This is a genomic window from Ruegeria sp. ANG-S4 (genome assembly GCF_000814005.1).
Taxonomy (GTDB): Bacteria; Pseudomonadota; Alphaproteobacteria; order Rhodobacterales; family Rhodobacteraceae; genus Ruegeria.
In genome coordinates, this window is the sequence record NZ_JWLK01000005.1 from 555,274 (window position 1) to 578,382 (window position 23,109).

Below are 23,109 nucleotides of genomic sequence, written 5' to 3' on the forward strand. Positions count from 1 at the left end.
GGTTTCAGAACGACGTGACAGGGCGAGGCGATGAGCGAAACGACTCCGGTATCAGAATTGAACGAGGCCGAGGCCCGCGCTGAACTGGCACGCCTGGCAGCTCAACTACAGCGTGCCAACCGGTTATATCACGCGGAAGACGCGCCGGAATTGTCGGATGCCGATTATGATGCCCTGAAACGCCGGAATGCCGATATTGAATCCCTGTTTCCTGCGTTGAAGCGGCCAGACAGCCCTTCGGATCAAGTAGGCGCGCGCGCGGCGGATGGGTTTTCCAAGGTATCGCATGCGGTTCGGATGATGTCGTTGGGCAATGGCTTCGACGATGATGACATCGCAGACTTTGACCGCTCGATCCGAAAATACCTTGGACTGTCGAGTGATGCGCCCCTGTCTTATACTGCTGAGCCGAAAATCGACGGCTTGTCGCTCTCGCTGCGGTACGAAAAGGGCCGGTTGGTTCAGGCGGCCACCCGCGGCGATGGCGAAGTCGGCGAAAATGTCACGGCCAACGCCCGAACGGTCGGAGATATTCCGCATGATATCGAAAACGCGCCGGACATCTTTGAAGTTCGCGGCGAAGTTTACATGTCCCACGCCGACTTTGATGATCTGAACGCGCGTCAGGTGGCGTCGGGGGGCAAAACCTTTGCAAACCCCCGCAACGCTGCGGCAGGGTCTTTGCGCCAACTGGATGCCTCCATCACCGCGTCCCGGCCTCTTCGGTTCTTCGCCTATGCGTGGGGCGAGCTTTCTGCACCGATTGCCGCAACTCAGATGGAAGCGATTGATCGCCTTCGGGCCTTTGGATTTCAGACCAACGACCTGACGCGCTTATGTCCGTCGCTGTCTGACATGTTGGCGCATTACCGCGACATCGAAGCGCAGCGTTCCACCTTGGGGTATGACATCGACGGTGTCGTCTACAAGGTGAACGATCTGGCTTTGCAAGCCCGGCTTGGGTTTCGGTCGACAACGCCGCGTTGGGCCATCGCCCACAAGTTCCCGGCTGAACTGGCCTGGACCCGGCTGGAGGGTATCGACATTCAGGTCGGTCGCACAGGGGCTCTCAGCCCGGTTGCGCGGCTTCATCCCGTTACCGTGGGCGGCGTCGTTGTCTCGAATGCCACATTGCACAACGAAGACTATATCGCAGGTCGCGATGCAAAGGGCGGCGCGATCCGGGGCGGCAAGGACATCCGCGTCGGCGACTGGGTTCAGGTTTATCGTGCCGGGGATGTCATACCCAAAGTAGCGGATGTCGACCTGTCCAAGCGCCCGAAAGACAGCGTGCCCTACGCGTTCCCGACAAAATGTCCGGAATGCGGAAGCGATGCCATCCGCGAAGACGGTGATGCGGTAAGGCGCTGTACGGGCGGTTTGATTTGCCCGGCGCAAGCTGTTGAAAAATTAAAGCATTTTGTCTCTCGCAAAGCCTTTGATATCGAAGGTCTGGGAGCCAAACAGATCGAAATGTTCCACGGCGACCCCGTTCTGCCAATCAACACACCGGCTGACATTTTCACGCTGCAGAACCGGGACGCCAGCAACCTTGCGCGCCTGAAGAACAGGGACGGTTGGGGCGAAACATCCGCCAGCAATCTGTTTGCGGCCATTGACGAGAAGCGCGCGATCGAATTGGGGCGCCTGCTTTTTGCGCTGGGTATTCGCCATGTCGGCGAGGTCGGCGCGCGGGACCTTGCGCTGCACTACCTTGATTGGGACGCGATGGCGCAAGCCATTGATGCGGCCCGACCAGCGGCGCTTGCACAACGAAAGGCGGATGCCGCCGAAGAGGCCGAGCGGCAAGCTGCCGCTTCGGACAATCGGCGCGCCCGGGTAAAAGAGGCGCGGGACGCCGCGATTGCAAACTCGGATGTTCCTCCTGCGGCGGCTTCGGCCTGGTCCGATCTTATCGGGATAGATGGCATCGGAACCACCTTGGGGCTGTCTTTGTCCGATGCTTTTGCAAATCCGGATGAACGCCGGGCCTTTGACGACCTAAGGCAGCATCTCACGATAGTGTCTCCTGATGCACCGGCCTCTGACAGCCCGGTCGCGGGTAAAACCGTTGTGTTCACCGGAACGCTGGAAAAGATGACCCGGGCCGAGGCCAAGGCGCGGGCAGAGGCTTTGGGCGCGAAAGTCTCTGGTTCGGTCAGCCAGAAAACCGATCTGCTGGTGGCCGGCCCCGGTGCTGGATCAAAGGCCAAAAAGGCCGCTGATCTGGGTATTGAAACGCTGGATGAAGACAGCTGGCTGCAACTGATTGGCGACGCATGAGCGGTCGCCCAGAGGTCTTGTTTCCCCTCTTTGCCGGGCTCGAAACACTCAACGGTGTTGGCCCTAAAACGGCGCAATTGCTGGCGCAGTTGGGGATCGAAACACCGCGGGATGTCCTTTTCGCGCTGCCCTATGCCGTCATCGACAGGCGACGGCGCGAGACGATCCAAGGGGCCGATCTTCCGACCACGCTGACCGTAGAAGTCACCGTGGGTGCCCACCGTCCGCCGCGCAATCGCGGTGGTGCATATCGCATTCACGTCGAAGACAGCCAAGCCGATTTTCAACTCGTGTTTTTTCATGCGCGCGGCGACTATCTTAACAAGATTTTGCCCCAGGGGTCGCGCCGTGTCGTATCCGGCAAGCTCGAGCTGTTCGACGGTATGGCGCAGATGGTTCATCCCGACCATGTGGTTGCACTGGGTGATGCTGCGGAATTGCCCGAGTTCGAACCGGTTTACCGGTTGACGCAAGGGGTGACGCAAAAGACCGCGTACAAGGCCGCGCAAAGTGCCTTGGCCCGCCTTCCCGATCTGGCAGAGTGGGCAGATCCCAACCAGATCGCGCAGAAAGGCTGGCCGGGCTGGGCCGCCGCGATCCAAGCCGCCCATCACCCGCAAGGCGCCGATGATGTTGTGCAATTTGCACCGGCCCGAGAACGATTGGCCTATGACGAACTGCTGGCGCATCAACTGACGCTGGCCTTGGCCCGGCAGCGGGAAAAAAAGGCGCGCGGGGTCGTCAGTGTCGGGACAGGCGAATTGCAGAGACACGTTTTGCAATCCCTTCCATATCGCCCGACCGCCGCGCAAGACCGTGCGATTGGAGAGATCGTCGATGATATGGCGTCGACCGAGCGGATGAACCGCCTGTTGCAGGGCGATGTGGGCGCAGGCAAGACGCTGGTTGCATTCATCGCCTTGCTGGTCGCGGTCGAAGCTGGCGGGCAGGGCGTAATGATGGCGCCAACCGAAATACTGGCACGCCAACATCTCGACGGGCTGCGACCGCTTGCCGAAGAAGCCGGGGTCGTTCTGGAGATTCTGACGGGTCGTGACAAAGGGGCCGAGAGAAAAGCCAAATTGGCGGCATTGGCCCGCGGGGACATCCAAATTCTTGTTGGAACGCACGCTGTTTTCCAAAGTGATGTTTCGTTCAAGGAATTGCGCTTGGCCATCGTTGATGAACAACACCGGTTCGGCGTGCGCCAACGGATGGAGCTGTCGGAAAAAGGGCAGGGCGCGGACGTTCTGGTCATGACCGCGACACCGATTCCGCGCAGCCTTGCCCTGGCGCAGTATGGCGACATGGATGTTTCGGTCCTGGACGAAAAACCACCGGGTCGCAAACCTATCAAAACTGCGATTCTAAGCACGCAGCGCATGGATGAAGTGGTCGATCATCTCAGGCGCGCTCTTGCAGACGGGCGGCAGTGTTACTGGGTCTGCCCGTTGGTGGACGAATCCGAGGTATCAGACCTGACAGCGGCTGAAGAACGGTTCAAACGGCTGAGGGCATTGCTGGGCGATCAGGTGGTCGGGTTGGTGCACGGACAAATGCCGCCCGCCGAAAAAGATGCGGCGATGGCCGCGTTTCAAACAGGTCAGACCAAGGTGTTGGTCGCAACAACGGTCATTGAGGTCGGGGTCAACGTCCCCAACGCGACAATCATGGTCATCGAGCGTGCTGAGATCTTTGGCCTCGCGCAGCTGCACCAACTGCGCGGTCGTGTGGGGCGGGGCGAGGGTGCCTCGACCTGCTTGCTGATGTATCAGGCGCCGATCAGCGAAAGCGGACGCAAACGCCTCGAGGTTTTGCGGGAGACGGAAGACGGGTTTCGCATCGCCGAAACGGACCTGCAGATGCGGGGGGCCGGTGACCTGATCGGAACGGCCCAGTCCGGCCTTCCCAAGTTCAGGATCGCGGATCTGGAACGACAGGCCGGTTTGATGGCCGTGGCACAAACGGACGCACGGGCGCTGCTGTCGAGCGACCCGAAACTGACGTCAGAACGAGGGCAGGCGGCCCGTGTCCTATTGTGGCTCATGAAACAGGATCAGGCGATCCGTTTGATTTCAGTGGGTTAAGCAGGAAGTTCCGCAAAGTTCACAAATGTTCTTAAAAAGTTCTTTACCGACTCGGAAAAATGTGAGAACAAAAGAGCAACAGAGGATTAAACCCTGACCGGAGGTGAGACCATGCTGACCCAGATCAAGACCGCATTCTGCCGCTCGCAAGCCACGTTTTTGCAAGATGCCGTGGGTGCCGTCTCTTTGGTGGTCATGCTGGTGGTTGCCCTTCACCTGCCGATGGGGTTCTAAGCCTTTCTGCCTGCGATCTCGTGCCGTTCAACCCGCGTATGTCATCCCCATTTCAGTCAAGGGTGACCTGCCTGTCCCAAACCCCTTGAGGGGCCTGCCTCGGCCCCACGCGGATATCCGGATCCCACGCGAGACACGCAATACCTGCCGCCGCCCTTTCCGCCCGGAAGGAGCGGCGGTTTTTTCATAGCTGTCCGGTTTTCATTATTTCCAGCATCGCCGACAGCACCGAGTTGACTGCGACCGAGGCCAGTATCATACCCATGACCCGGCTGACTATGGCCGCGCCGGAATGACCGATCAGGCGAATGATCGGTTCCGCGATCAGCATCAGCAGAAACGCAATCATGATCACACTCAGCATCACAAGCGCGGTGATGCCCTGATCGGCGGCACTGTAGCGGTGATTGTCGGTCAGAATGACAATGGCCAGCATTGCACCGGGCGAAGCCAGCGACGGTACGGCCAATGGAAAAATCGCGGGATTGGACTGGTGAATTTTGTCTTCCTGATCTTCTTCAGCCTGACGCTGTTCGATGTCCTGCTTGCTTTCGCCGAAAATCATCGTCAGTGCGAACAGGAACAAAATAATGCCGCCCGCGACCTGAAAGGAATTCAGGCCGATGTCCAACGCTTCGATCAGAAGCTGACCGAATACGAGAAAGAAAAGAAGAACGCCGGCGCTGATTGCGGCAGCCAACAATGCAGTACGCCGCCGGGCTGCTGCGTCGATGCCGGCGGTCACAGCAATGAAGACAGGGATGGTGCCAATCGGATCGATCACGACCCACAGGGTCACGAAATGCTCAAGCAGATTGTTCAAACCGTATCCCCCGAATTTTGCCCGAGGTTACACGGGTTTGCGGGAAAAGACCACGTTCAGGCGCAGTTAGCCTGTTCAGCCTGCGCCATGGCTTCGGCGGTCGCCTCAAGCGCCAGAAGAATCGAAGCGTGACGGTTTTTGTAGTCGCGCGCTGGCATCAACACCTCTAGCCCGTCAAACGGCGCATCCGGCGCAGGCCCGTCGGATTTCAGCATGGCTGCAAGTTGATCCCGTGCTGTTTCCACCTGCGCACGTGTCGCCCCGATCACAGCGTCGCCGACAACCGAAGCAGAGGCTTGACCCAGGGCGCAGGCTTTCACGTCCTGAGCGAAATCCGCAACTTTCCCGTCGCGCAATGCGACATCTACTGTCACCGTTGATCCGCAGAGAGGTGCACGTTTCTTGACCGTTGCATCGGGATGTTCCAAACGGTCCAAATGAGGAATGTCCGCTGCCAACGCCAAAATGCGTCCCGAATATAGCTTGATTAGGTCGGTTTCGCCGGACATGGGTTTCCCTCGCTGACTGTTCCACATACATAGTGGCCAAACCCGACGATGCAAAAGGTTTTTTGGAATGGCACAGACAGTCACGTTCGACCTGTCGACACTCAAATTTGACGACGCCGGTCTGATCCCCGCTATTGCGCAGCAGGACGGCTCGGGCGAGGTGTTGATGATGGCCTGGATGAACGCACAGGCGATTGAGCGGACGCTTGAGACCGGGCGCGTAACCTATTGGTCGCGCTCGCGTAAATCGTTTTGGATCAAGGGCGAAACGTCGGGCCATGTGCAGGAATTGGTCGATCTTCGGGTTGATTGTGACCGCGACTGCATTTTGGTTGTTGTGCGTCAAACGGGTGCCGCTTGTCACACAAACCGTCGGTCCTGCTTTTACACAGCCATTCGCGGCGGTGAAGAAGTTGAGCTGATGGCTCCGATGGGGTGAATGGCTCTTTCCGAGCCATGCCTGCGGCGCGAATATTTGTCAAAAAGATGAAGCCTTGTCACAGACCGAGTTCGCGCCGGATGTCGTTGGGGGTTGCGCCGTCTTCTTGATATTTTGAGATGGCGCGTGCATCGTCGCGCTTGGCGAGACGCTTGCCCGTATCATCCCGGATCAGGCGGTGATGGACGTAAATCGGGGTCGGCAGGTCTAGGACAGCTTGCAGCAAGACATGGATTCGGGTCGCCTCGAACAGGTCCTGACCGCGTACGACATGCGTTATGCCCTGATCGGCATCATCCAGCACGACAGACAAGTGGTATGACGTGCCCATATCACGGCGCGCCAGCACAACGTCGCCGATTGTCTGCGACAAGTCCTCGGGCGACAGGGGGATAAGTCCCGTCTCTCCGTTTGGACCGGATCCCAGTTCCTGAAATGCCGGAAGGCGTGTTTCGACCATTCGGGCGGCCTTTGCGATATCGAGCCTGAGCGGGATGTCCAGCGGCCGATTGTACTGTTCAGGGTCTCGCTGCTTCAAGAGCGCGCGACAGGTGCCGGGATAAATGATGCCGTCCGGACCATGCAGCGGGACACCCTCCTGAGGCGCGCTGGCCGCCGCCGCAATATCCTTTCGATTGCATGTGCAGGGGTACAACAGCCCAAGGTTCCAAAGTCGGTCGAGCGCCGTCTGATAAACGGGCAGACGTTCCGATTGACGCATGACGGGTTTTGGCCAGGTCAGGCCAAGCCATGCGAGGTCGTCGTAGATTTGCTGTTCCCAGTGCGCACGCGCGCGCGTTTGGTCGATATCTTCAATCCTGAGCAGGAATTCTCCACCCGAAGACGCCGCAAGATCATAGGCCAGTGTCGCCGAAAAAGCGTGACCCAAATGAAGCGGTCCGGTTGGTGATGGTGCGAAACGGGTTCTGAAATTCACGCCTTTTCCAGCACATAAACATCGGACTTCATGTCCATGCCTTTGAGGTGGGGGCCGTTTTCCCGAAACAGAAGGCGTGCGTGACCCATATCCAGCCAATCCCCCAAGCGTGTGGTGTAGCTGCGATCTGCAAGGGTCAGATCATTGAACGAAAAAGCCAATAGACCGTCTTTGGGCAGTGCATGCATCAACATGTCAAAGGTTTCAGGTGGTGCCGCCCCTGTCCCGATCACGCCGATGGCCGTGATGACCCCGTAAGAGCCTGGCTCAACCGGGTTGGGGTCGGTTAGCTCAAACCCTGTCAGTTTGCGGTAGACACCTTTGGCCTCGGCCTCCTTCAGCATCTCAGGTGTTGGGTCCATGCCGTCGATAACCCGATATCCGGCCACGGTTAACGCCTTGCCGGACAGGCCCGTGCCGCATCCGTAATCCAAAATCGGCACATCAGGCTGCGGCTTCTGGGACCACAAAGCAGCAGCTACCCGTTTTGGCGTCTCGTAACCCTGCTCACCGATTTCGTCATCGTAAGAGGAGGCCCATTTCTTGTAATGGTCCTGCCTTTCCTGGGCAGTTCCGAGCTCATAAACATCCTTGAGGTACTTGTTGCTCATGAACACATGTTAGGCGGTCTAAGGGGCTAGCGTCCAGCCAGCCATTCGGTCCACGCGGATTTGGCGCGATCCGTATAGGCTTTGTAACGATCCTTGCGGCCGCGTCGCCCGCCTTTGAGGCCATCGACAGGGCGAAACAGGCCGAAGTTGACGTTCATCGGTTGAAAGGTCTTGGCCTCGGCCCCGCCTGTGATGTGATGAATCAATGCCCCCATCGCGCTGTCCTGGGGAACGGGCGGCAGAGGGGTTTCCAGAATCTCCGCTGCTGCCAGGCGCCCGGCGAGCAGGCCCATTGCCGCGCTCTCAACGTAACCTTCGACGCCTGTGATCTGGCCGGCAAAACGTATATTTGGGCGCGATTTCAGCCGCATCTGTTCGTCCAAAAGCGTTGGCGAGTTGATGAACGTGTTGCGGTGAATGCCGCCCAATCGGGCAAAACTGGCATTCTCCAAACCCGGGATCGTGCGGAATACATCAGTTTGGGCGCCATATTTCATCTTGGTCTGAAAGCCCACGATGTTGAAAAGCGTCCCCAGCGCGTTGTCGCGTCGCAATTGAACCACGGCGTACGGTTTTTCATCGGGTTGATGCGGGTTGGTCAGGCCAACCGGCTTCATCGGCCCATGGCGCAGTGTTTCCCGCCCGCGTTCGGCCATTACCTCGATCGGAAGGCAACCGTCGAAGTAACCCGCTGTTTCGCCTTCGTGAAATTCCGTCTTGTCTGCGGCAAGCAGGGCGTCGATGAAGGCCTCATACTGTGTGCGGTTCATCGGGCAGTTCAGATATGCGGTCCGTTCTTCTTCGGTTTCACCCTTGTCATAGCGTGACTGCATCCAAGCCCGGCTCATGTCGATGCTGTCCGCATAGACAATTGGGGCAATCGCGTCGAAGAAGGCCAGTGCCTCGGCCCCGGTTTCGGATTGAATGGCCGCGCCCAGCCCCGCCGACGTCAAAGGACCAGTTGCAAAGATCCAATGCCCGTCTTCCGGCAAGGTTGTGACTTCCTCGGCAGTGATGGATACGCGGGGATGGTTCTGCAACTTGGCGGTGACAGTTTCCGCAAAGGGTTCCCGGTCGACCGCCAGCGCCCCACCTGCGGGAAGCCGGTGTTCATCTGCCGTGGTCATGATCAAGCCATTTGCCGCGCGCATTTCCCAATGCAGCAGCCCGACGGCGTTTTGTTCGTCGTCGTCCGAGCGAAAGGAATTCGAGCACACCATTTCGGCCAGATTGCCGGTTTGATGGGCAAAAGTGCCAACTTTGGGGCGCATTTCGTGAATTACGACATCCACGCCCATGTGCGCCGCTTGCCAGGCCGCTTCGGACCCAGCCATGCCGCCGCCGACGATATGCAATCTTTGTGTCATGCGCAGCCACATAGGGCAGGGCACACAAATGCGCAATGCGGGTTTGGGGCTGAATTACAGGGAAGTCTTGGGGTCGCCGCTGCGGGAATGTCTGCGCCGGTGAGAGAAACCAGCCTGGAGGGACCTTCCGCCCACGGCGACCCAAAAGTGTTCTTTAGGCCATCGCCTTGACCCACCATTGCCACAGTGTCGCCGCTTTGGAAAGTGAAAAATTGCGAACAGTTTGTAAAATTGTGTCAAATAATCGCGTTACTGCTGCCAATTGGGCGGTCGTTTCTCGATAAAAGCGTTTATGCCTTCTTCTGTATCCCGATGCAGCATATTCTGTGCCATTACCTCGGCTGTATAGGCATAAGCCTGTTCAGTTGGCATCTGAAGTTGTTGATAAAACGCCTCTTTTCCGATTTTGACGGCTGAACCCAGTTTCTCGGCCAGATGTTCGGCCAAGGCGGTGGCATCCTGTTCCAACTGCGCCTCGGGCACCACGCGATTGATCAAACCCAGCGCGGCGGCGCGGTCCGCTGCGATGAATTCTCCGGTCGTGAGCATTTCAAACGCCAGTTTTCGCGGGATGTTTCGGCTGAGGGCGACCATCGGCGTCGAGCAAAAAAGCCCGATATTCACGCCGTTTACGCCAAACCGCGTACCTTCCGCCGCAAGCGCGAGATCGCAGGTCGCAACCAACTGGCAGCCTGCCGCTGTGGCGATCCCGTGGGTTTGGGCAATGACGGGTTGGGGAAGCGTCTGAATTGACATCATCATTTTGGCGCAACGATCAAACAGGTCCTGAAAGTAGGAAAGCCCGCCATCACTGGCCTGCCGCCCTTGGGTCATCTGTTTCAAGTCATGGCCGGCACAGAACGCTTTACCGGCCCCGGCAAGAATGACGGCGCGAATCGACCGATCTTGGCGCAGCGCATCCAGTTCGCCTTGCAGTGCGGCCAGCATCTCGTCGCTTAGGGCATTCAGCCGCTCGGGCGCGTTCATAGTCAGACGCGCGACAGCGCCGGTGTCGTTACGTTCCAGAATTGCCATATTGCCCTCCCGCTGGCTGTGGGCCAACTCTAGGGCGGCACGACGAGGAGGGAAAGCATGTCATTGGTTCTGAACAAGGCAGAATTGGCCGACTATCTGGTGCAGGTCTTTCCGCAGGTGCACGAAGATTTCGTTATCGAAGATCTGACTGAAACCACCATTACAGTGCGCCTTGTTGTGGCAGACCGTCACCTGCGACCGGGCGGCACGGTTTCGGGACCTTCGATGTTCGGACTTGCCGATGTGAGCGTCTACGCCATGGTTCTCGCGCGAAAAGGCAGACAATCGCTGGCGGTTACGACCAACAGTTCAGTTGATTTTCTGCGAAAACCCATTGGTGGCGCCGACATGATCGCCCATTGCAAGCTGTTGAAACTGGGGCGCAGCCTGGCTGTGGGTGATGTTCTGATGTATTCCGACGGATCCGACGACCCGGTGGCGCGGGCCACGATGACCTATTCTATTCCGCCAGTTGGGTCTGCCGCGGCCTCGTTTGGATAAAAAAGGCCGGGGACAAGCCCCGGCCAAGGAAGAGGTCCCAAAATAGGGACTGGGGATAACTCAGTTCATCCAAAAGTAGCGGTTTACTTCGTCGCGCGCCTGATACCGCGTCAGTCCGACGTCGCGCAGCAGGCGATCGTCCAGCTTTCCGAGGTTAACGCGGCTGCGGCGGCGCTGTTCCCATTTGGTGACCATCGCTGCAAACTGCACGGCCAGCGCTGCAATCAGCGGCAGCCGAGGACTGTCGTTCAGCAGTATGAGGGCGGGTGTGTGCGTTGCGCGTGTCATCTTGGGTATCCTTTCAAATTGTATTGACACAAAGCGTTGATGTTCGGTACATGTGATTGATACATTCATGATTGTGTCAAAAGCAAAGGAAGAATTGTAATGGATACAATTTGGCCAGAGGCGCTGCCGAAATCCAAGAATCCAAAGTATGCCATTGTGGCTGACACAATCCGAAAAGCAATAGATAACAAAATACTAGAGGTCGGAACGAAGCTTCCGCCAGTGCGGGAACTTGCGTATCGGTTACAAATCACGCCCGGCACGGTCGCGCGGGCGTACACGATTTTGACGGACGAAGGGCTGTTACAAGCCGAAGTCGGGCGTGGTACATTTGTAGCTGCGCCAAAGTCGCCGATTATGGACGACGTCTGGGCCCGACAGCTTCACTTGCGGGACGACAAGTACAACGCCAATGTCAGCCTTTTCAGCCCACGCCTGGCCGATGTCGGGCAGGTGAAGCTGATCCGGGAATGCCTTGAAAAGGTGTCTAAATGCGATCCAGGCCTGTTCATGAACTATCCGACACGCGACGCTTACATACCGATGCGCCAGGCCGTTGTGGATTGGTTGTCTGACCTTCCGCTTGGGCATCTGACGCACGACGACATCGTTCTGACCCATGGCGGTCAGAATGGGCTGTGTCTGGTGTTTCAGACGATTCTGCGGGGGGCGAAGCCGGTCGTGTTGGTCGAGGACCTGTCCTATGCCGGATTCCGCCGGGCTGGCGAGTTGATGCGTGCCGAAGTGGTTGGCGTCAAAATGGACAAATGGGGCGTCGACCCGAAAGCAATGGAGCACATCCTACGGCAGAAATCTGCGCAGGCTGTTTGCGTTTCACCGGAGGTGCAGAACCCGACAGGAACGCACACGCCGCTTGAGCGCCGAAAAGAGATCGTGGATGTTGCCCGCCGATTTGACCTGCAGATCATCGAAGATGACTGCTATCGCATGGGCGATGCGCGCGAGCCCAGCTTTCGCGCGCTCGCGCCGGAACGGGGCTGGCATGTGTCTTCGATCTCAAAAATACTGACACCCGCGTTGCGCGTCGGCTTCGCCATTGCGCCGAGGGAACGCAGTGTGAATCTGCGCCGTTCGGCTGAATACGGGTATTTCGGTCTGGCCCAACCCTTGGCTGAGTTGACCAGGCTTCTGTTGACTGATCCCAGAACCCGCCAAGTCGCGCGGGATGTGCGGTCAAGGATGCGTGAATATGTTCGTGTTGCCGTCAACGCCTTGGGTGGGTTTGAACTCAACTGGGCGACCGACGTTCCGTTTGTTTGGCTCAGCCTGCCTTCGGGCTGGCGTGCCGCAGCGTTCAGCCGCGCGGCCGAGCGGGAAGGGATACAATTGCGGTCCGCCGACGAATTCGCGCTGCGCGATGGACGTGCCCCAAACGCGGTGCGCATCGCAATGAACGGGCATGTCTCGCTGGAACGGTTTGAAGATGCAATGCAGCGCCTGCGGTCGTTGTTGGATAACCCTCCAGAACAGATCAGCGTCTGACAATCAGTTCAAAGGCTCCGGATCTCCGAAAAAGCCAGCCAGATGAACGATCTTACCTTCAGCATCCAAATGAACAAAGTCATGGCCGGACACGTAAATACTGCCGTCCGGACCAGTCATATGCCACGTAAAGTGAACCACGTCGTGGTGATTGGTTGGTTGGCTTGTCAATTCGACCGTTCCGTCCGAGCCTGTTAGCACGTTCCCAATGTGATCATTCAAGGCTGCGCGGCTCGTGACGTCCGCAGTCGGGTCGACATAACGACCGTTCTCGGCAAAGCATGTGTTCAACAGTTCAAGACGCGCTTCAGCATTTGGTTCCTGCCAGGCCGCACCATAGGCGGCTATGGTTTGTTGCCATTCCATGATTGAGGCTCCATTCGAATGGATGTTTGCCGTAAGTATAACGAATGATGTTCACCGAAGGCAAAACAGCGCGTGGCATTTGGGGTAAAATAATACCTATTTTTTAACCTTTTGTTTTTGAATACTTAAATTCACTTTGCGGTTCTTGACGCGCAATTCGACTGCCTCTAAATACGCTCCATCGAATTCGGGCCGGTCTGTGTTCAGGCCGGTCTTTCACATCAAACAGGACTATCCTGCCATGAAAACCTTTTCTGCAACACCTGCGGACATCGACAAGAAATGGATCCTGATCGACGCCGAGGGCGTTGTTCTGGGCCGTCTTGCCTCGATCGTCGCCATGCGCCTGCGTGGCAAGCACAAAGCGTCGTTCACCCCGAACATGGACATGGGCGACAATGTCATCGTGATCAACGCTGACAAAATCCAGATGACCGGCAAGAAGCGTGACGAGAACTTCTACTGGCACACGGGCCACCCGGGCGGCATCAAGTCGCGCACCAAGCAGCAGATCCTGGAAGGTGCACACCCCGAGCGCGTCGTGACCCAGGCGGTCAAGCGCATGCTGCCGGGCAACCGCCTTGCACGCAAACAGATGACCAACCTGCGCGTTTATGCCGGTGCCGAGCATCCCCACGAGGCGCAAGCGCCCGAAGTTCTGGATGTTGCATCCATGAACAAGAAAAACACCCGGAGCTAATGACCGATGGCTGATCAGATCAATACTCTCGAAGAGCTGAGCGCCGTCGCAGGCGTTGAAACCGTGGCCGAAGAGGTCATCGCACGCGAACCCGTGCGTGACGAGCTGGGCCGTTCCTATGCCACCGGCAAGCGTAAAGACGCTGTTGCCCGCGTTTGGATCAAGCCGGGTTCCGGCAAGGTCACCGTGAACGGCAAAGATCAGGACGTTTATTTTGCACGCCCCGTTCTGCAGCTGATCCTGCGCCAGCCGTTCCAGGTTGCCGGTGTCGAAGGTGAGTTCGACGTTGTTGCAACCGTCAAGGGCGGTGGCCTGACCGGTCAGGCCGGTGCGGTCAAGCACGGCATCTCGAAAGCGCTGCAGCTGTACGATCCGAACCTGCGCGCCGCCCTGAAAGCCGCTGGCTTCCTGACCCGCGACAGCCGCGTTGTGGAACGTAAGAAATACGGTAAGCGCAAAGCGCGTCGTTCGTTCCAGTTCTCGAAGCGCTGATTTCGAACGTCGTTTCGGCGCACAATATTTTACGGCCGCAGTCCGCTGCGGCCGTTTTTCTGTTTTTTGGCCAGTGAAGCATCAAGGCGTGATGATCACCTTGCCGTCACTTTTCTTCAGTGCATCCGCCAGATTTGGGACCACGTCCCGAAGGGCAAGGCGCTCAGATACATCGGTTTTCCAACGTCCATCTGCGAAACGTGATTGAACCTCGGCCACGACACGCAATTGGTCGGCGGGTGGCGTGGACATCATCCAACGCGTGAGCCAGAAACCTTCGATCCGTTTACTCATAAAGATCAGCTGTCCGGTTTGGGTCAGGGTCGGGAACTCGGTGCTCAACTTCCCATAGCAAATCCAGCGGGCGTTGTTGGGCATCGCGCAGAAGATCTGTTCCGAAAGCTGATCCGCAACAGCATCCAGGAAAATACGGGGCTTAAGTTCGGCGCTCAGGGACGCGAATTTCTGTGTGATGTCGGGGTCAGAGGTTACCAGAACTTCGGTCGCGCCGTGGTCTTTCAGGTTTTCGACCGTTTCTGGCCGACGAACCAATGCGATCGGCTTCAACCCCAAATCCCGCCCAAGGCTGCACATCAGTTTCCCCAATTGGCTGGTGGCCGCCGAGACGATGAATGCGTCGCCATCGTTTCGCGCGATATCGACCATTGCCATTGCGGTCAGTGGATTGACGATTTGCGCAGCGCCATCTTCGTCCGAGATTTCGGGGCGCAAGGGGATGCACATCTGCGCCTGCGTGACAGCATATTCAGCCCAGGCGCCTGATCCGGCTGCGACAAAGGCGACGCGCTGGCCTTGCAATGCTTCGGCCCCTGAGCCGGTTGCGACTACATCGCCACACCCCTCGAACCCGGCGGGGGCTCCCTTGGTTCTGGGTTGTCCGTATTCTCCTTTTACAAAGTGAATATCGGACGGGTTGACCGATGCGGCGCTTAATCGGATCAAAACCTGCCCCGGACCGGGTGACGGCACAGGAATTTCTGCAGCGGCAAGCCAGTCTTCCGCCTTATCCAAGGTCGGTCCGGTTCTGGTGTCTGCAAATCCGTCCTGCGTTTGAAGGACGGCAAACATCGTCGTTGGCAAATCTGTCATTTTTCCTCACCCATGTGTTCAAAAACCGCGTTTACGCTGCAAAGGACAAGCCAACTCAGGACGAAGAAAAATCGGATCGGAGTTGGTTGCTTGATCCCATCAAACAAATGCGGATTTGAGCGTCAACGACTGTCTTGAGTGACGAAAGGGAACGGGCCGCTCATCCGAGCGGCCCGTCGATGTTCACTGTTGCGTCAGCAACGTGCGCAGTTCCTGAATCTTTTGCGCGACAGTTTCCGGCGCGGCTTTGATATCGTCCAGAATCGCAACGGCTTGCGTCTTGATCTCTTGTGACAGGGTGCTTTCCTGAACAGCGGTGACCATGGTTTCATAGTCAAATTGCTGCGCCGTAAGCTTGCCGTCTTCAATCCAAGAGTTGAACAGGTCCTGACCTTGATCCACCAGCGAGGCGACCTGATCGCCAGCTTCCGCTGCGGCCTGATTTGCCTGATCTGCGACGGATGACGCGGCTTCGCCGGCCTGTTCGGTCACGGAAGAGGCGGCTTCGGATGCCTGCTCTGCCACGGAGTTCGCCGTGTCAGTCACCTGTTCCGAGACGGCTTCGGCTGCATCTCCGGCTGCCTCTTGCAGGGCTGATGCAGCCTCGCTCACGGCGTCACCGGCATCATGGGCCGCTGTTTCCAGCTGTTCGGCCGGCGTTGGTTCGGGTTGGTTGAGATAATAGTACGCGCCGACACCAATCGCCGCGACAATAATGATGAGCAATACACGGGACATGAGGGTCTCCTTCCCAAAAAGATATGCGCCCGACATGGGGTGAGTCTTTCAGATCGAAAAGGGGAAAACCGCGAAATTCCGGTCATTTACTGGGTTTGGGCCACTGGGCGCTGATTCAAACCTTGCGCGGTGGCGAGTTCATGCCGCTTTGGCATCGAGCCCAAGAAAATCGAAGCTCAGGTTACGAAATTGAAACGATCCGTGGAAATCAAGTGGCGGAGAGACAGGGATTCGAACCCTGGGTGGGCTTGCACCCACAACGGTTTTCGAGACCGCCCCGTTCGACCACTCCGGCACCTCTCCGCGGGGGTCTGTGAGGGGGGGATTTAGTCAGGAACGGGCAGGGGTGCAAGCAGAAAATTCCCGATTCGAGGCGCTCCCGGATTTTCCATTGCCTGTGGGCCGAAAACACCTAGGCTGATAGCTATGACCTATTTTCTGCATCGTCTGTTTTTGCCCGCACTGTTATCTGTGTCCGCAGTTTGCCTGGCGGCGACTGCTTCGGAGTCTGCCAGCCGCGATCGGATCGAAGCGTTCCTGACCACAACAGGATTTGATGTTGCTTTGGAAAGCATTGCGCTGGCTTCGGCGTCGGCTCCGCAAATGTTGGGGATCGACCCTGACGGGTTTGGTGCCGATTGGACGCGGTTGACCGAGGAAGTGTTCGACACCACCGAAATGCACGAGACCGCGGTGTCAATTCTGGAGCAAACGCTGAGCGATGAGGCGTTGGGGCATGCAGTGGACTTCTACGCATCGGACTTGGGTCAGCGCCTTGTTGTGGCCGAGAATGAGGCGCATATGGCCGATGACGATGCGGCACGTCAGGAAGAGGGGCAGCGGATCGTATCTGAACTGATCCAACAAGGGTCACAGCGCGTCGAAAGCCTGAAACGCATGAACCGCGCCGTCGACTCAAGTGGCACGTCCTTGCGGGCCCTGCAGGAAATCCAGCTTCGATTTCTGCTGGCAGCCAGCGCGTCCGGCGTGATCGAGCTGCAATTGAACGGCGATGAGTTGCGCGAGATGATGAAGCGGCAAGAGCCGGAAATGCGTCGTTCGTTGCAACTTTCCGCATTGGCCGGCGCCGCTCAGACCTATCAGAGCTTTTCGGACGCGGATGTTGACGCCTACGCATCCGCGCTGGAACACCCGCTTATGCAGGAGGTCTATGAACTGCTGAACGCCATTCAGTACGAAATCATGGCGATGCGCTTTGAAGTTCTGGCCGCCAGAATGGCTGAACTGAGACCTGCGCAGGACATCTGATGCGGTATCTTATTGCTTCCATAGTGACTTTCGCGTTCTGGGCGGCACCTGTCATCGCAAACGAAAAGGTCAACCGCCTCATGAGCGCCATGCAGGTTCAGGACGTCATGGAAATTATGGGGAAGGAAGGCCGCGCGCAGGGAGACGAATTGAACAGGACCGTTCTGAACGGCATGGGCGGCACGTTTTTCCGAACGCAGATCGAAGACATCTATGATCCGGTGTGGATGCAGGATCAGATGACGGCAACGATCGGCGAAAACATGGATGATGGGCAACTGGAACAGGCCGCTTTGTTTTTTGAAAGCGATCTTGGCCAAACGATTGTATCGCTTGAAAATTCGGCTCGCAGTGCGTTGATGGACGACGCAATTGATGAGATGGCCCGGGACGCGTATCGGCAATTTGATCGCGACACATCATTTTTCAAACTCATCGACGAGTATGTCCACGTGAACGATCTGGTGGAACAAAACGTCCAGGGATCGCTGAGTGCCGATTTCAATTTTTATCTAGGTATGTCGTCCGGTCAGGCCACGCCGGTGGATGGCGATGCGCTTCTTAGCCATCTTCTGACCCAAAAGTCCGAGGTGACCGAAGAAACGGAAACGTGGATTTATTCCTTCCTGTTGATGGCGTACCAGCCACTCAGCGAAGCGCAAATGCGCGAGAACATCGCTTTCTCCCGCACCGATACGGGGCGTGCGTTGAACGAAGCATTGTTCCTGGGATTCGACGACATGATTGATGCGATCTCCTATCGGCTGGGCGAGGCAGTTGCTCACGCCATGAACGCGTCCGATTTGTAAGCCGAAAACCGGTTGACTTTGCGCCCGAATGCTTGGATAAGCCCGCATCCCGGCCGGAATCTCCGCGCCGGGTCTCGTTATTGTTTGACCTTGGGGTTGTCCTGAGGTCGTCACACAGCCCGAAAAGGGCGCGCTGTTCGAGGTGGCGAAAGCCAGCAACACCCAAACGGGGACCACAGAACGCGGTTTGGAAAAGGAAAGACGCATGTTTGCGGTCCTCAAGACTGGCGGCAAGCAGTACAAGGTTCAGGCGGGCGACGTGCTCCGCGTTGAAAAACTGGCTGCCGACGCAGGTGAAACAGTTCAATTCAACGATGTTCTGATGCTGGGCGGCGACGCTCCGGTTGTTGGCGCACCTTTCGTTGAAGGCGCAGGCGTACAGGCCGAAGTGATCGAACAGATCAAAGGTGACAAGGTCATCAAATTCGTCAAACGCCGTCGTAAGCACAGCTCGAAGCGTACCGTGGGCCACCGTCAGAAGCTGACATTGGTCAAAATCACTGACATCCTGTCGTCGGGCGCTGACAAGTCGGGCATCAAGGCAGCAACCGGTTCCGCTCCGGCTGGCGAAGCGGCTCCTGCTGCAAAGCCTGCCAAGAAAGCCGAAGCCAAAGCAGAGGCACCTGCCGCTGCGACTGCTGCTGACGATCTGACCCAGCTGAACGGTGTCGGTCCTGCCGCTGCCAAAAAGCTGGCCGAAGCCGGTATCGAGAGCTTTGCCGCTCTGGCCGCCTTGTCGGACGAGCAGATTGCTGCTATCGACACCATCAAAGTGAAACCCGAATGGGTTGAGCAGGCCAAAGAACTGGCCAAAGGCTAAGGAGAGAGAGAATGGCACATAAGAAAGCTGGCGGTTCCTCCCGTAACGGTCGCGACTCAGCGGGTCGTCGCCTTGGCGTGAAACTGTATGGTGGTCAGGCCGCAATCGCAGGCAACATCATCGTACGTCAACGCGGCACCAAGTTCTGGCCGGGCGAAGGCGTAGGCATGGGCAAAGACCATACCATCTTTGCAACTGTCGATGGCGCTGTGAAGTTCCACAAAGGCCTCAAGAACCGCACCTTTATTTCGGTCCTGCCAGTGGCGGAGGCCGCAGAGTAAGCCGAGACCCAGAAGGTTAATAAAAAATTCATGGGGGACCGGCAGAAAATGCCGGTCCCCTTTCTCGTTTTCAGGAGTGGTCTTATGACCGAAGTGATCAAAACAGAACGTCTGATCCTGCGCCGCTTTCGGCGTGAGGATGCCGCGCGTTTGGTCACTCTGATCAATGATCTGGATGTGGCCCGCTGGTTGACGAGGGTGCCGCATCCTTATCGGGACGAAGACGCGATCGAATTCATCGATACCTTGTCCCACAATCAGGACGCCTTTGCCGTAACGCAGGATGATCTTTTGATCGGCTGCGTTTCGACAGGCACAGAGCTTGGGTACTGGATCGAAAAGGGCTCTTGGGGTCGGGGTTACGTGACCGAGGCGGCGCGGGCCATGATCAACCGGTTCTTTGGCTCCGACGCGCAGGTCCTGAATTCCGGCTATCATCTGGGCAACGCGCGATCCAAGGCGGTTTTGACCAAACTTGGCTTCGTTCCCAGCGGGAAACGCGAGGCCAAATCGCACGCGACTGACGAAACTGTGACAATTCAAGAGATGGTGTTGAACCGGACCGGCTGGGAGGCGCTGCAATGACCGTCGCAACCACCAGTTTTCTGATCTTTGCCGCCAGTCAGGTCGGCACGCCGGGACCCGCCAACATGGTCCTGTTGGGAACCGGGGCACGCTATGGCTTTCAGGCCGCATTGCCGTTTGTGGCCGGGGTTATTCTGGGTAAACAGTTGATCATCTGGCCGGTCGGGTTCGGATTGATGCAGGTGGCCGAACAAGCGCCGCTTGTGTTTTCGGTGCTAAAATATGCGTCTGCCGCGTATATTATCTGGCTGGCGTGGAAAATCGCCAACCTGCGTTTGTCGCGCGGTCACGCGGATGAAGATGTGCCCGGCTTTTGGGCCGGATTGATTGTGCACCCGCTCAATCCCAAAGCCTGGGCGATGATCATCGCAGGATTTACCGGGTTTGTCGCCGCCGGAACACCCAGCCTGAATGCGACGGTCACGATCGCACTCTGCTTGTTGTTATGTCAGGCGGTTTTGCATCCGATCTGGACATTTGCCGGAGATAGAATTGCCCATGCGGTTGAAGGTCGGCCCGTGGAAAAATATCTGATGTGGACGTTAGCGAGTCTCACTGTTGCGTCCGTACTTTTTGTGTTGTTCGGAGGAGGAACGCACTCATGAAACTTGAGACGATAATCAATCAGCCGGTCATCGAAACCGAGCGGTTCGATCTGCGCCCGTTGCGCCGGTCGGATATGGGTCTCATTGAACATTACGCAGGGGACGAGCGGGTGGCGCGGATGACCACGTCAATTCCGCACCCGCTGCCGCCGGGCTCGGTCGAGGCGTTTGTCACGCGCTCGATGTCGGAAGAGCGGGCCGAGGATGTATGGGCATTGGATGCCACCAAGGACGGCGGTCCCGAATTGATCGGGCTGATTTCTTTGGAAAGGCTGGATCGGAACCAATCCGAGGTCGGCTATTGGGTTGCACCGGTCTATTGGAACACCGGCGTCGCTTCGCTGGCGGTCGAAGCATTGCTTCTGGCCAATCCGCTGGAAAACTCGACCATGTTTGCCAGCGTGTTTCAGGACAATCCGGCCTCGGCACGGGTGCTGACCCATTGCGGGTTTCAGTACCTTGGGGATGCAGAAAGCTATTCGGTGGCACGTGACGCAAACGTGCCCACCTGGACATACAGCAAGAAACTCTGACTTGTGGCCGGTGGGGCCTTTGCAGTAGGGGACGGACATGAAATTTCTCGATCTCGCAAAGGTCTACATCCGGTCCGGGGCCGGAGGTAACGGCTGCGTCAGCTTCCGACGCGAAAAATACATCGAATATGGCGGTCCCGATGGTGGGGACGGCGGCAAAGGCGGCTCGGTCTGGGCTGAAGTCGTGGATGGGTTGAACACCCTGATCGACTTTCGGTACCAGCAGCACTTCTTTGCCAAGAACGGCCAGCCCGGCCGAGGACAGCAGCGTACCGGCAAAGACGGTGATGACATCATCCTTCGGGTTCCCGTCGGCACCGAAATCTTGGATGAAGACGAAGAAACGGTCATCTGCGACCTGACCGAGGTCGGGCAGCGGTTCCTGTTGGCCAAAGGTGGCAATGGCGGGTTCGGTAACCTGCATTTCAAGTCATCAACCAACCAGGCGCCGCGTCGCGCCAATCCGGGGCAGGGCGGCATTGACCGGACCATCTGGTTGCGGTTGAAGTTGATTGCTGATGTGGGGCTGTTGGGTTTGCCCAATGCGGGTAAATCGACGTTCCTTGCCGCGACTTCGAATGCACGCCCGAAAATCGCGGATTACCCGTTCACGACGCTGCATCCGAATCTGGGTGTTGTTGGTGTGGACAATGTCGAATTCGTTGTGGCGGACATCCCCGGCCTGATTGAGGGTGCACACGAAGGGCGCGGGATTGGCGACCGTTTTCTGGGCCATGTCGAGCGATGCGCCGTTCTGCTGCATCTGGTGGATGGAACCTCGGAAACGGTGGCCCAGGATTACCACACGATCATTCATGAACTTGAGGCCTATGGTGGTGCCTTGGCCGAAAAGCCCAGGATTACCGTGCTCAACAAAATCGACGCGCTGGACGATGAAGAACGCGATCTTGCCAAAGCCGAGCTGGAAGCGGCTGTGGGCGGTCCGGTTATGACGATGTCCGGCGTTGCGCATCTGGGTGTAACCGACGTGTTGCGCGCGCTGCGCAGCAAGATCGACGACAGCCGCGTGCGCCGGAAGCCCGTTGAGGAGGCGAAGCCTTGGCAACCCTGACGTCCGCCAAACGCCTGGTGGTCAAAATCGGCTCCGCGTTGCTGGTGGACCGGACCACGGGGTTGTTGCGCTCCGATTGGTTGCATTCGTTGGCGCAAGACGTGGCCTGGCTCAAAGGGCAGGGGGCGGATGTCATCCTTGTGTCTTCCGGGTCCATAGCCTTGGGCCGTGGCGTTCTGAACTTACCCTTTGACGCGCTTCCGTTGGAAAAGTCGCAGGCTGCGGCTGCTGTCGGTCAAATCCGATTGGCGCGAGCCTATGAAGAAGCGTTGACGCCGCATGACATCAAGACCGCTCAGGTTCTTGTGACTTTGGAAGACAGCGAGGACCGGCGGCGATATCTGAACTCCCGCGCGACGTTGGAAACGCTGTTGGGCCTTGGCGTCGTGCCGATCGTCAACGAAAACGACACGGTTGCGACAGATGAAATCAGGTACGGCGACAATGATCGCCTGGCGGCGCAGATCGCAGTAACGGTTGGGGCGGACCAACTGGTTCTGCTATCCGACGTGGACGGCTTTTATACGGGTAATCCGAACGAAGACACCAAAGCCAAGCGTTTTGACGTGATCGAAGACATCACGCCTGAAATTGAAGCGATGGCCGGCGATGCGGGATCCGGGTTGTCCAAAGGCGGCATGAAGACGAAACTCTTGGCCGCCAAGATGGCAACGGCGGCGGGTTGTGATATGGCGATTACCGAAGGATCGGTTCTGAACCCCCTGAAATCGCTGGAAAACGGTGCGAACAGCACGTGGTTTACGGCTGCACTGGACCCGCACGCTGCGCGAAAGCGTTGGATATCGGCCATGAAGCCAAGAGGCGAAATCGTGGTGGACGCTGGCGCGGCACGGGCGCTTGCCAATGGCAAAAGCCTGCTTCCCGCGGGAATTGTCGAAGTCACGGGGGATTTCGGTCGTGGCGATCCCGTTGCTATACTGGACCCGGCGGCGCGCCGTTTGGCACAGGGGCTGAGCCGCTATACCGCGCAAGAAGCCGACGCGATCAAAGGGCGCAAGTCATCCGAGATCGAGGCGACGTTGGGCTATCCGGGGCGGGCGGCCCTGATCCACAGGGACGATCTGGCGCTGTGATAAGATTGACGGAAATGA

The 23,109-nt window shown here is 57.7% G+C and carries 27 protein-coding genes and 1 tRNA gene; 17 read left to right on the forward strand and 11 right to left on the reverse strand.

The genetic code is table 11. The features are described from left to right. Positions 1-30: 30 nt before the first annotated feature. The 3 genes from ligA to RA28_RS23055 all read left to right on the forward strand — a co-directional run bounded on the left by ligA (position 31) and on the right by RA28_RS23055 (position 4,604). A complete protein-coding gene (ligA, locus tag RA28_RS15625; RefSeq protein ID WP_052261479.1) occupies positions 31-2,283 on the forward strand; it encodes an NAD-dependent DNA ligase LigA in 2,253 nt (750 codons plus the stop codon). Continuing rightward, a complete protein-coding gene (recG, locus tag RA28_RS15630) occupies positions 2,280-4,370 on the forward strand; it encodes an ATP-dependent DNA helicase RecG (protein WP_039530595.1) in 2,091 nt (696 codons plus the stop codon). Before ligA ends, recG begins: the two co-directional genes overlap by 4 nt. Positions 4,371-4,481: 111 nt before the next feature. Beyond that, on the forward strand, positions 4,482-4,604 hold the full coding sequence (locus RA28_RS23055) for a hypothetical protein (RefSeq protein ID WP_275041384.1): 123 nt from the start codon (positions 4,482-4,484) through the stop codon (positions 4,602-4,604). 184 nt (positions 4,605-4,788) lie between these two features. Here RA28_RS23055 and RA28_RS15635 read toward each other — a convergent pair whose 3' ends face one another. Then, on the reverse strand, positions 4,789-5,427 hold the full coding sequence (locus tag RA28_RS15635) for a MarC family protein (RefSeq protein WP_039530597.1): 639 nt from the start codon (positions 5,425-5,427) through the stop codon (positions 4,789-4,791). A gap of 56 nt (positions 5,428-5,483) precedes the next feature. After that, positions 5,484-5,936, reverse strand: a complete 453-nt coding sequence (locus tag RA28_RS15640; RefSeq protein ID WP_039531713.1) for an iron-sulfur cluster assembly scaffold protein — start codon at positions 5,934-5,936, stop codon at positions 5,484-5,486. A 67-nt stretch (positions 5,937-6,003) separates the two neighbouring features. Between RA28_RS15640 and hisI the strand changes: the two genes are divergently transcribed. Further along, positions 6,004-6,375, forward strand: coding sequence for a phosphoribosyl-AMP cyclohydrolase (hisI, locus tag RA28_RS15645; RefSeq protein ID WP_039530599.1), 372 nt, complete (start codon positions 6,004-6,006; stop codon positions 6,373-6,375). A 58-nt stretch (positions 6,376-6,433) separates the two neighbouring features. Here the strand turns inward: hisI and gluQRS are convergent, their stop codons facing one another. The 4 genes from gluQRS to RA28_RS15665 form a co-directional block, all read right to left on the reverse strand. Next, positions 6,434-7,312 carry a tRNA glutamyl-Q(34) synthetase GluQRS gene (gene gluQRS, locus RA28_RS15650; protein WP_039530602.1) on the reverse strand — a complete coding sequence of 293 codons (879 nt, stop codon included), beginning with the start codon at positions 7,310-7,312 and terminating at the stop codon, positions 6,434-6,436. Continuing rightward, entirely contained in the window at positions 7,309-7,923 is a 615-nt protein-coding gene (locus RA28_RS15655; RefSeq protein WP_039530604.1) for a class I SAM-dependent DNA methyltransferase, read from the reverse strand. The genes gluQRS and RA28_RS15655 overlap by 4 nt, the downstream gene beginning before the upstream one ends. A 26-nt stretch (positions 7,924-7,949) precedes the next feature. Beyond that, complete coding sequence (gene trmFO / locus RA28_RS15660) at positions 7,950-9,290, reverse strand: methylenetetrahydrofolate--tRNA-(uracil(54)-C(5))-methyltransferase (FADH(2)-oxidizing) TrmFO (protein WP_039531715.1); 1,341 nt, start codon at positions 9,288-9,290, stop codon at positions 7,950-7,952. A 249-nt stretch (positions 9,291-9,539) separates the two neighbouring features. Then, complete coding sequence (locus RA28_RS15665) at positions 9,540-10,352, reverse strand: enoyl-CoA hydratase (RefSeq protein WP_275041385.1); 813 nt, start codon at positions 10,350-10,352, stop codon at positions 9,540-9,542. A 30-nt stretch (positions 10,353-10,382) separates the two neighbouring features. On the opposite strand from RA28_RS15665, the gene RA28_RS15670 reads away from it, so the two are divergent. Then, positions 10,383-10,826 (forward strand): PaaI family thioesterase, encoded by a 444-nt coding sequence (locus RA28_RS15670; RefSeq protein ID WP_039530606.1) that lies wholly within the window; start codon positions 10,383-10,385, stop codon positions 10,824-10,826. 60 nt (positions 10,827-10,886) lie between these two features. Here RA28_RS15670 and RA28_RS15675 read toward each other — a convergent pair whose 3' ends face one another. Continuing rightward, complete coding sequence (locus RA28_RS15675) at positions 10,887-11,114, reverse strand: DUF1127 domain-containing protein (protein WP_039530608.1); 228 nt, start codon at positions 11,112-11,114, stop codon at positions 10,887-10,889. A gap of 99 nt (positions 11,115-11,213) precedes the next feature. Here RA28_RS15675 and RA28_RS15680 point away from each other — a divergent pair, with 99 nt between their 5' ends. Beyond that, a complete protein-coding gene (locus RA28_RS15680) occupies positions 11,214-12,617 on the forward strand; it encodes an aminotransferase-like domain-containing protein (RefSeq protein ID WP_039530610.1) in 1,404 nt (467 codons plus the stop codon). A gap of 3 nt (positions 12,618-12,620) precedes the next feature. Here the strand turns inward: RA28_RS15680 and RA28_RS15685 are convergent, their stop codons facing one another. After that, positions 12,621-12,983: a nuclear transport factor 2 family protein gene (locus tag RA28_RS15685; RefSeq protein ID WP_052261480.1), complete on the reverse strand. Its 363-nt coding sequence runs from the start codon at positions 12,981-12,983 to the stop codon at positions 12,621-12,623. Between the two features lie 241 nt (positions 12,984-13,224). Here RA28_RS15685 and rplM point away from each other — a divergent pair, with 241 nt between their 5' ends. Together rplM and rpsI are read left to right on the forward strand one after the other, a co-directional pair. After that, a complete protein-coding gene (gene rplM / locus RA28_RS15690) occupies positions 13,225-13,683 on the forward strand; it encodes a 50S ribosomal protein L13 (RefSeq protein WP_039530611.1) in 459 nt (152 codons plus the stop codon). 6 nt (positions 13,684-13,689) lie between these two features. Continuing rightward, positions 13,690-14,175 carry a 30S ribosomal protein S9 gene (rpsI, locus tag RA28_RS15695; RefSeq protein ID WP_039530612.1) on the forward strand — a complete coding sequence of 162 codons (486 nt, stop codon included), beginning with the start codon at positions 13,690-13,692 and terminating at the stop codon, positions 14,173-14,175. 81 nt (positions 14,176-14,256) lie between these two features. Here rpsI and RA28_RS15700 read toward each other — a convergent pair whose 3' ends face one another. From RA28_RS15700 to RA28_RS15710, 3 genes are all read right to left on the reverse strand, one after another. Further along, the gene (locus RA28_RS15700; protein ID WP_039530613.1) at positions 14,257-15,285 is read right to left on the reverse strand and encodes a zinc-binding dehydrogenase; all 1,029 of its coding nucleotides are present in this window, start codon (positions 15,283-15,285) and stop codon (positions 14,257-14,259) included. 183 nt (positions 15,286-15,468) lie between these two features. Further along, positions 15,469-16,023 carry a hypothetical protein gene (locus RA28_RS15705; protein WP_039531719.1) on the reverse strand — a complete coding sequence of 185 codons (555 nt, stop codon included), beginning with the start codon at positions 16,021-16,023 and terminating at the stop codon, positions 15,469-15,471. A gap of 213 nt (positions 16,024-16,236) precedes the next feature. After that, positions 16,237-16,326: transfer RNA gene (locus RA28_RS15710), tRNA-Ser, on the reverse strand. 123 nt (positions 16,327-16,449) lie between these two features. On the opposite strand from RA28_RS15710, the gene RA28_RS15715 reads away from it, so the two are divergent. From RA28_RS15715 to proB, 9 genes are all read left to right on the forward strand, one after another. Next, entirely contained in the window at positions 16,450-17,292 is an 843-nt protein-coding gene (locus RA28_RS15715) for a DUF2059 domain-containing protein (RefSeq protein WP_039530614.1), read from the forward strand. Then, positions 17,292-18,101 (forward strand): DUF2059 domain-containing protein, encoded by an 810-nt coding sequence (locus RA28_RS15720; RefSeq protein ID WP_039530615.1) that lies wholly within the window; start codon positions 17,292-17,294, stop codon positions 18,099-18,101. Before RA28_RS15715 ends, RA28_RS15720 begins: the two co-directional genes overlap by 1 nt. A 205-nt stretch (positions 18,102-18,306) precedes the next feature. After that, positions 18,307-18,921, forward strand: coding sequence for a 50S ribosomal protein L21 (locus RA28_RS15725; protein ID WP_039531722.1), 615 nt, complete (start codon positions 18,307-18,309; stop codon positions 18,919-18,921). Between the two features lie 11 nt (positions 18,922-18,932). Further along, positions 18,933-19,202 (forward strand): 50S ribosomal protein L27, encoded by a 270-nt coding sequence (gene rpmA, locus RA28_RS15730; protein WP_010440093.1) that lies wholly within the window; start codon positions 18,933-18,935, stop codon positions 19,200-19,202. An 84-nt stretch (positions 19,203-19,286) separates the two neighbouring features. Next, positions 19,287-19,787, forward strand: a complete 501-nt coding sequence (locus RA28_RS15735) for a GNAT family N-acetyltransferase (RefSeq protein WP_052261481.1) — start codon at positions 19,287-19,289, stop codon at positions 19,785-19,787. Next, positions 19,784-20,392, forward strand: a complete 609-nt coding sequence (locus RA28_RS15740) for a LysE family translocator (protein WP_039530626.1) — start codon at positions 19,784-19,786, stop codon at positions 20,390-20,392. The genes RA28_RS15735 and RA28_RS15740 overlap by 4 nt, the downstream gene beginning before the upstream one ends. Beyond that, positions 20,389-20,925, forward strand: a complete 537-nt coding sequence (locus RA28_RS15745; protein ID WP_039530628.1) for a GNAT family N-acetyltransferase — start codon at positions 20,389-20,391, stop codon at positions 20,923-20,925. Before RA28_RS15740 ends, RA28_RS15745 begins: the two co-directional genes overlap by 4 nt. A 37-nt stretch (positions 20,926-20,962) precedes the next feature. After that, on the forward strand, positions 20,963-21,997 hold the full coding sequence (obgE, locus tag RA28_RS15750) for a GTPase ObgE (protein ID WP_039530629.1): 1,035 nt from the start codon (positions 20,963-20,965) through the stop codon (positions 21,995-21,997). Further along, positions 21,985-23,091: a glutamate 5-kinase gene (proB, locus tag RA28_RS15755; RefSeq protein WP_039530631.1), complete on the forward strand. Its 1,107-nt coding sequence runs from the start codon at positions 21,985-21,987 to the stop codon at positions 23,089-23,091. The genes obgE and proB overlap by 13 nt, the downstream gene beginning before the upstream one ends. Positions 23,092-23,109: the final 18 nt, after the last annotated feature.

Bases quoted from the DNA above. Each gene is read 5' to 3' on its own strand.
- ligA (WP_052261479.1), top strand. From the start codon at position 31: ATGAGCGAAACGACTCCGGTATCAGAATTGAACGAGGCCGAGGCCCGC.
- recG (WP_039530595.1), top strand. From the start codon at position 2,280: ATGAGCGGTCGCCCAGAGGTCTTGTTTCCCCTCTTTGCCGGGCTCGAA.
- RA28_RS23055 (WP_275041384.1), top strand. From the start codon at position 4,482: ATGCTGACCCAGATCAAGACCGCATTCTGCCGCTCGCAAGCCACGTTT.
- RA28_RS15640 (WP_039531713.1), bottom strand. From the start codon at position 5,936: ATGTCCGGCGAAACCGACCTAATCAAGCTATATTCGGGACGCATTTTG.
- hisI (WP_039530599.1), top strand. From the start codon at position 6,004: ATGGCACAGACAGTCACGTTCGACCTGTCGACACTCAAATTTGACGAC.
- RA28_RS15655 (WP_039530604.1), bottom strand. From the start codon at position 7,923: ATGAGCAACAAGTACCTCAAGGATGTTTATGAGCTCGGAACTGCCCAG.
- trmFO (WP_039531715.1), bottom strand. From the start codon at position 9,290: ATGACACAAAGATTGCATATCGTCGGCGGCGGCATGGCTGGGTCCGAA.
- RA28_RS15670 (WP_039530606.1), top strand. From the start codon at position 10,383: ATGTCATTGGTTCTGAACAAGGCAGAATTGGCCGACTATCTGGTGCAG.
- RA28_RS15675 (WP_039530608.1), bottom strand. From the start codon at position 11,114: ATGACACGCGCAACGCACACACCCGCCCTCATACTGCTGAACGACAGT.
- RA28_RS15680 (WP_039530610.1), top strand. From the start codon at position 11,214: ATGGATACAATTTGGCCAGAGGCGCTGCCGAAATCCAAGAATCCAAAG.
- RA28_RS15685 (WP_052261480.1), bottom strand. From the start codon at position 12,983: ATGGAATGGCAACAAACCATAGCCGCCTATGGTGCGGCCTGGCAGGAA.
- rplM (WP_039530611.1), top strand. From the start codon at position 13,225: ATGAAAACCTTTTCTGCAACACCTGCGGACATCGACAAGAAATGGATC.
- rpsI (WP_039530612.1), top strand. From the start codon at position 13,690: ATGGCTGATCAGATCAATACTCTCGAAGAGCTGAGCGCCGTCGCAGGC.
- RA28_RS15700 (WP_039530613.1), bottom strand. From the start codon at position 15,285: ATGACAGATTTGCCAACGACGATGTTTGCCGTCCTTCAAACGCAGGAC.
- RA28_RS15705 (WP_039531719.1), bottom strand. From the start codon at position 16,023: ATGTCCCGTGTATTGCTCATCATTATTGTCGCGGCGATTGGTGTCGGC.
- RA28_RS15715 (WP_039530614.1), top strand. From the start codon at position 16,450: ATGACCTATTTTCTGCATCGTCTGTTTTTGCCCGCACTGTTATCTGTG.
- RA28_RS15720 (WP_039530615.1), top strand. From the start codon at position 17,292: ATGCGGTATCTTATTGCTTCCATAGTGACTTTCGCGTTCTGGGCGGCA.
- RA28_RS15725 (WP_039531722.1), top strand. From the start codon at position 18,307: ATGTTTGCGGTCCTCAAGACTGGCGGCAAGCAGTACAAGGTTCAGGCG.
- rpmA (WP_010440093.1), top strand. From the start codon at position 18,933: ATGGCACATAAGAAAGCTGGCGGTTCCTCCCGTAACGGTCGCGACTCA.
- RA28_RS15735 (WP_052261481.1), top strand. From the start codon at position 19,287: ATGACCGAAGTGATCAAAACAGAACGTCTGATCCTGCGCCGCTTTCGG.
- RA28_RS15740 (WP_039530626.1), top strand. From the start codon at position 19,784: ATGACCGTCGCAACCACCAGTTTTCTGATCTTTGCCGCCAGTCAGGTC.
- RA28_RS15745 (WP_039530628.1), top strand. From the start codon at position 20,389: ATGAAACTTGAGACGATAATCAATCAGCCGGTCATCGAAACCGAGCGG.
- obgE (WP_039530629.1), top strand. From the start codon at position 20,963: ATGAAATTTCTCGATCTCGCAAAGGTCTACATCCGGTCCGGGGCCGGA.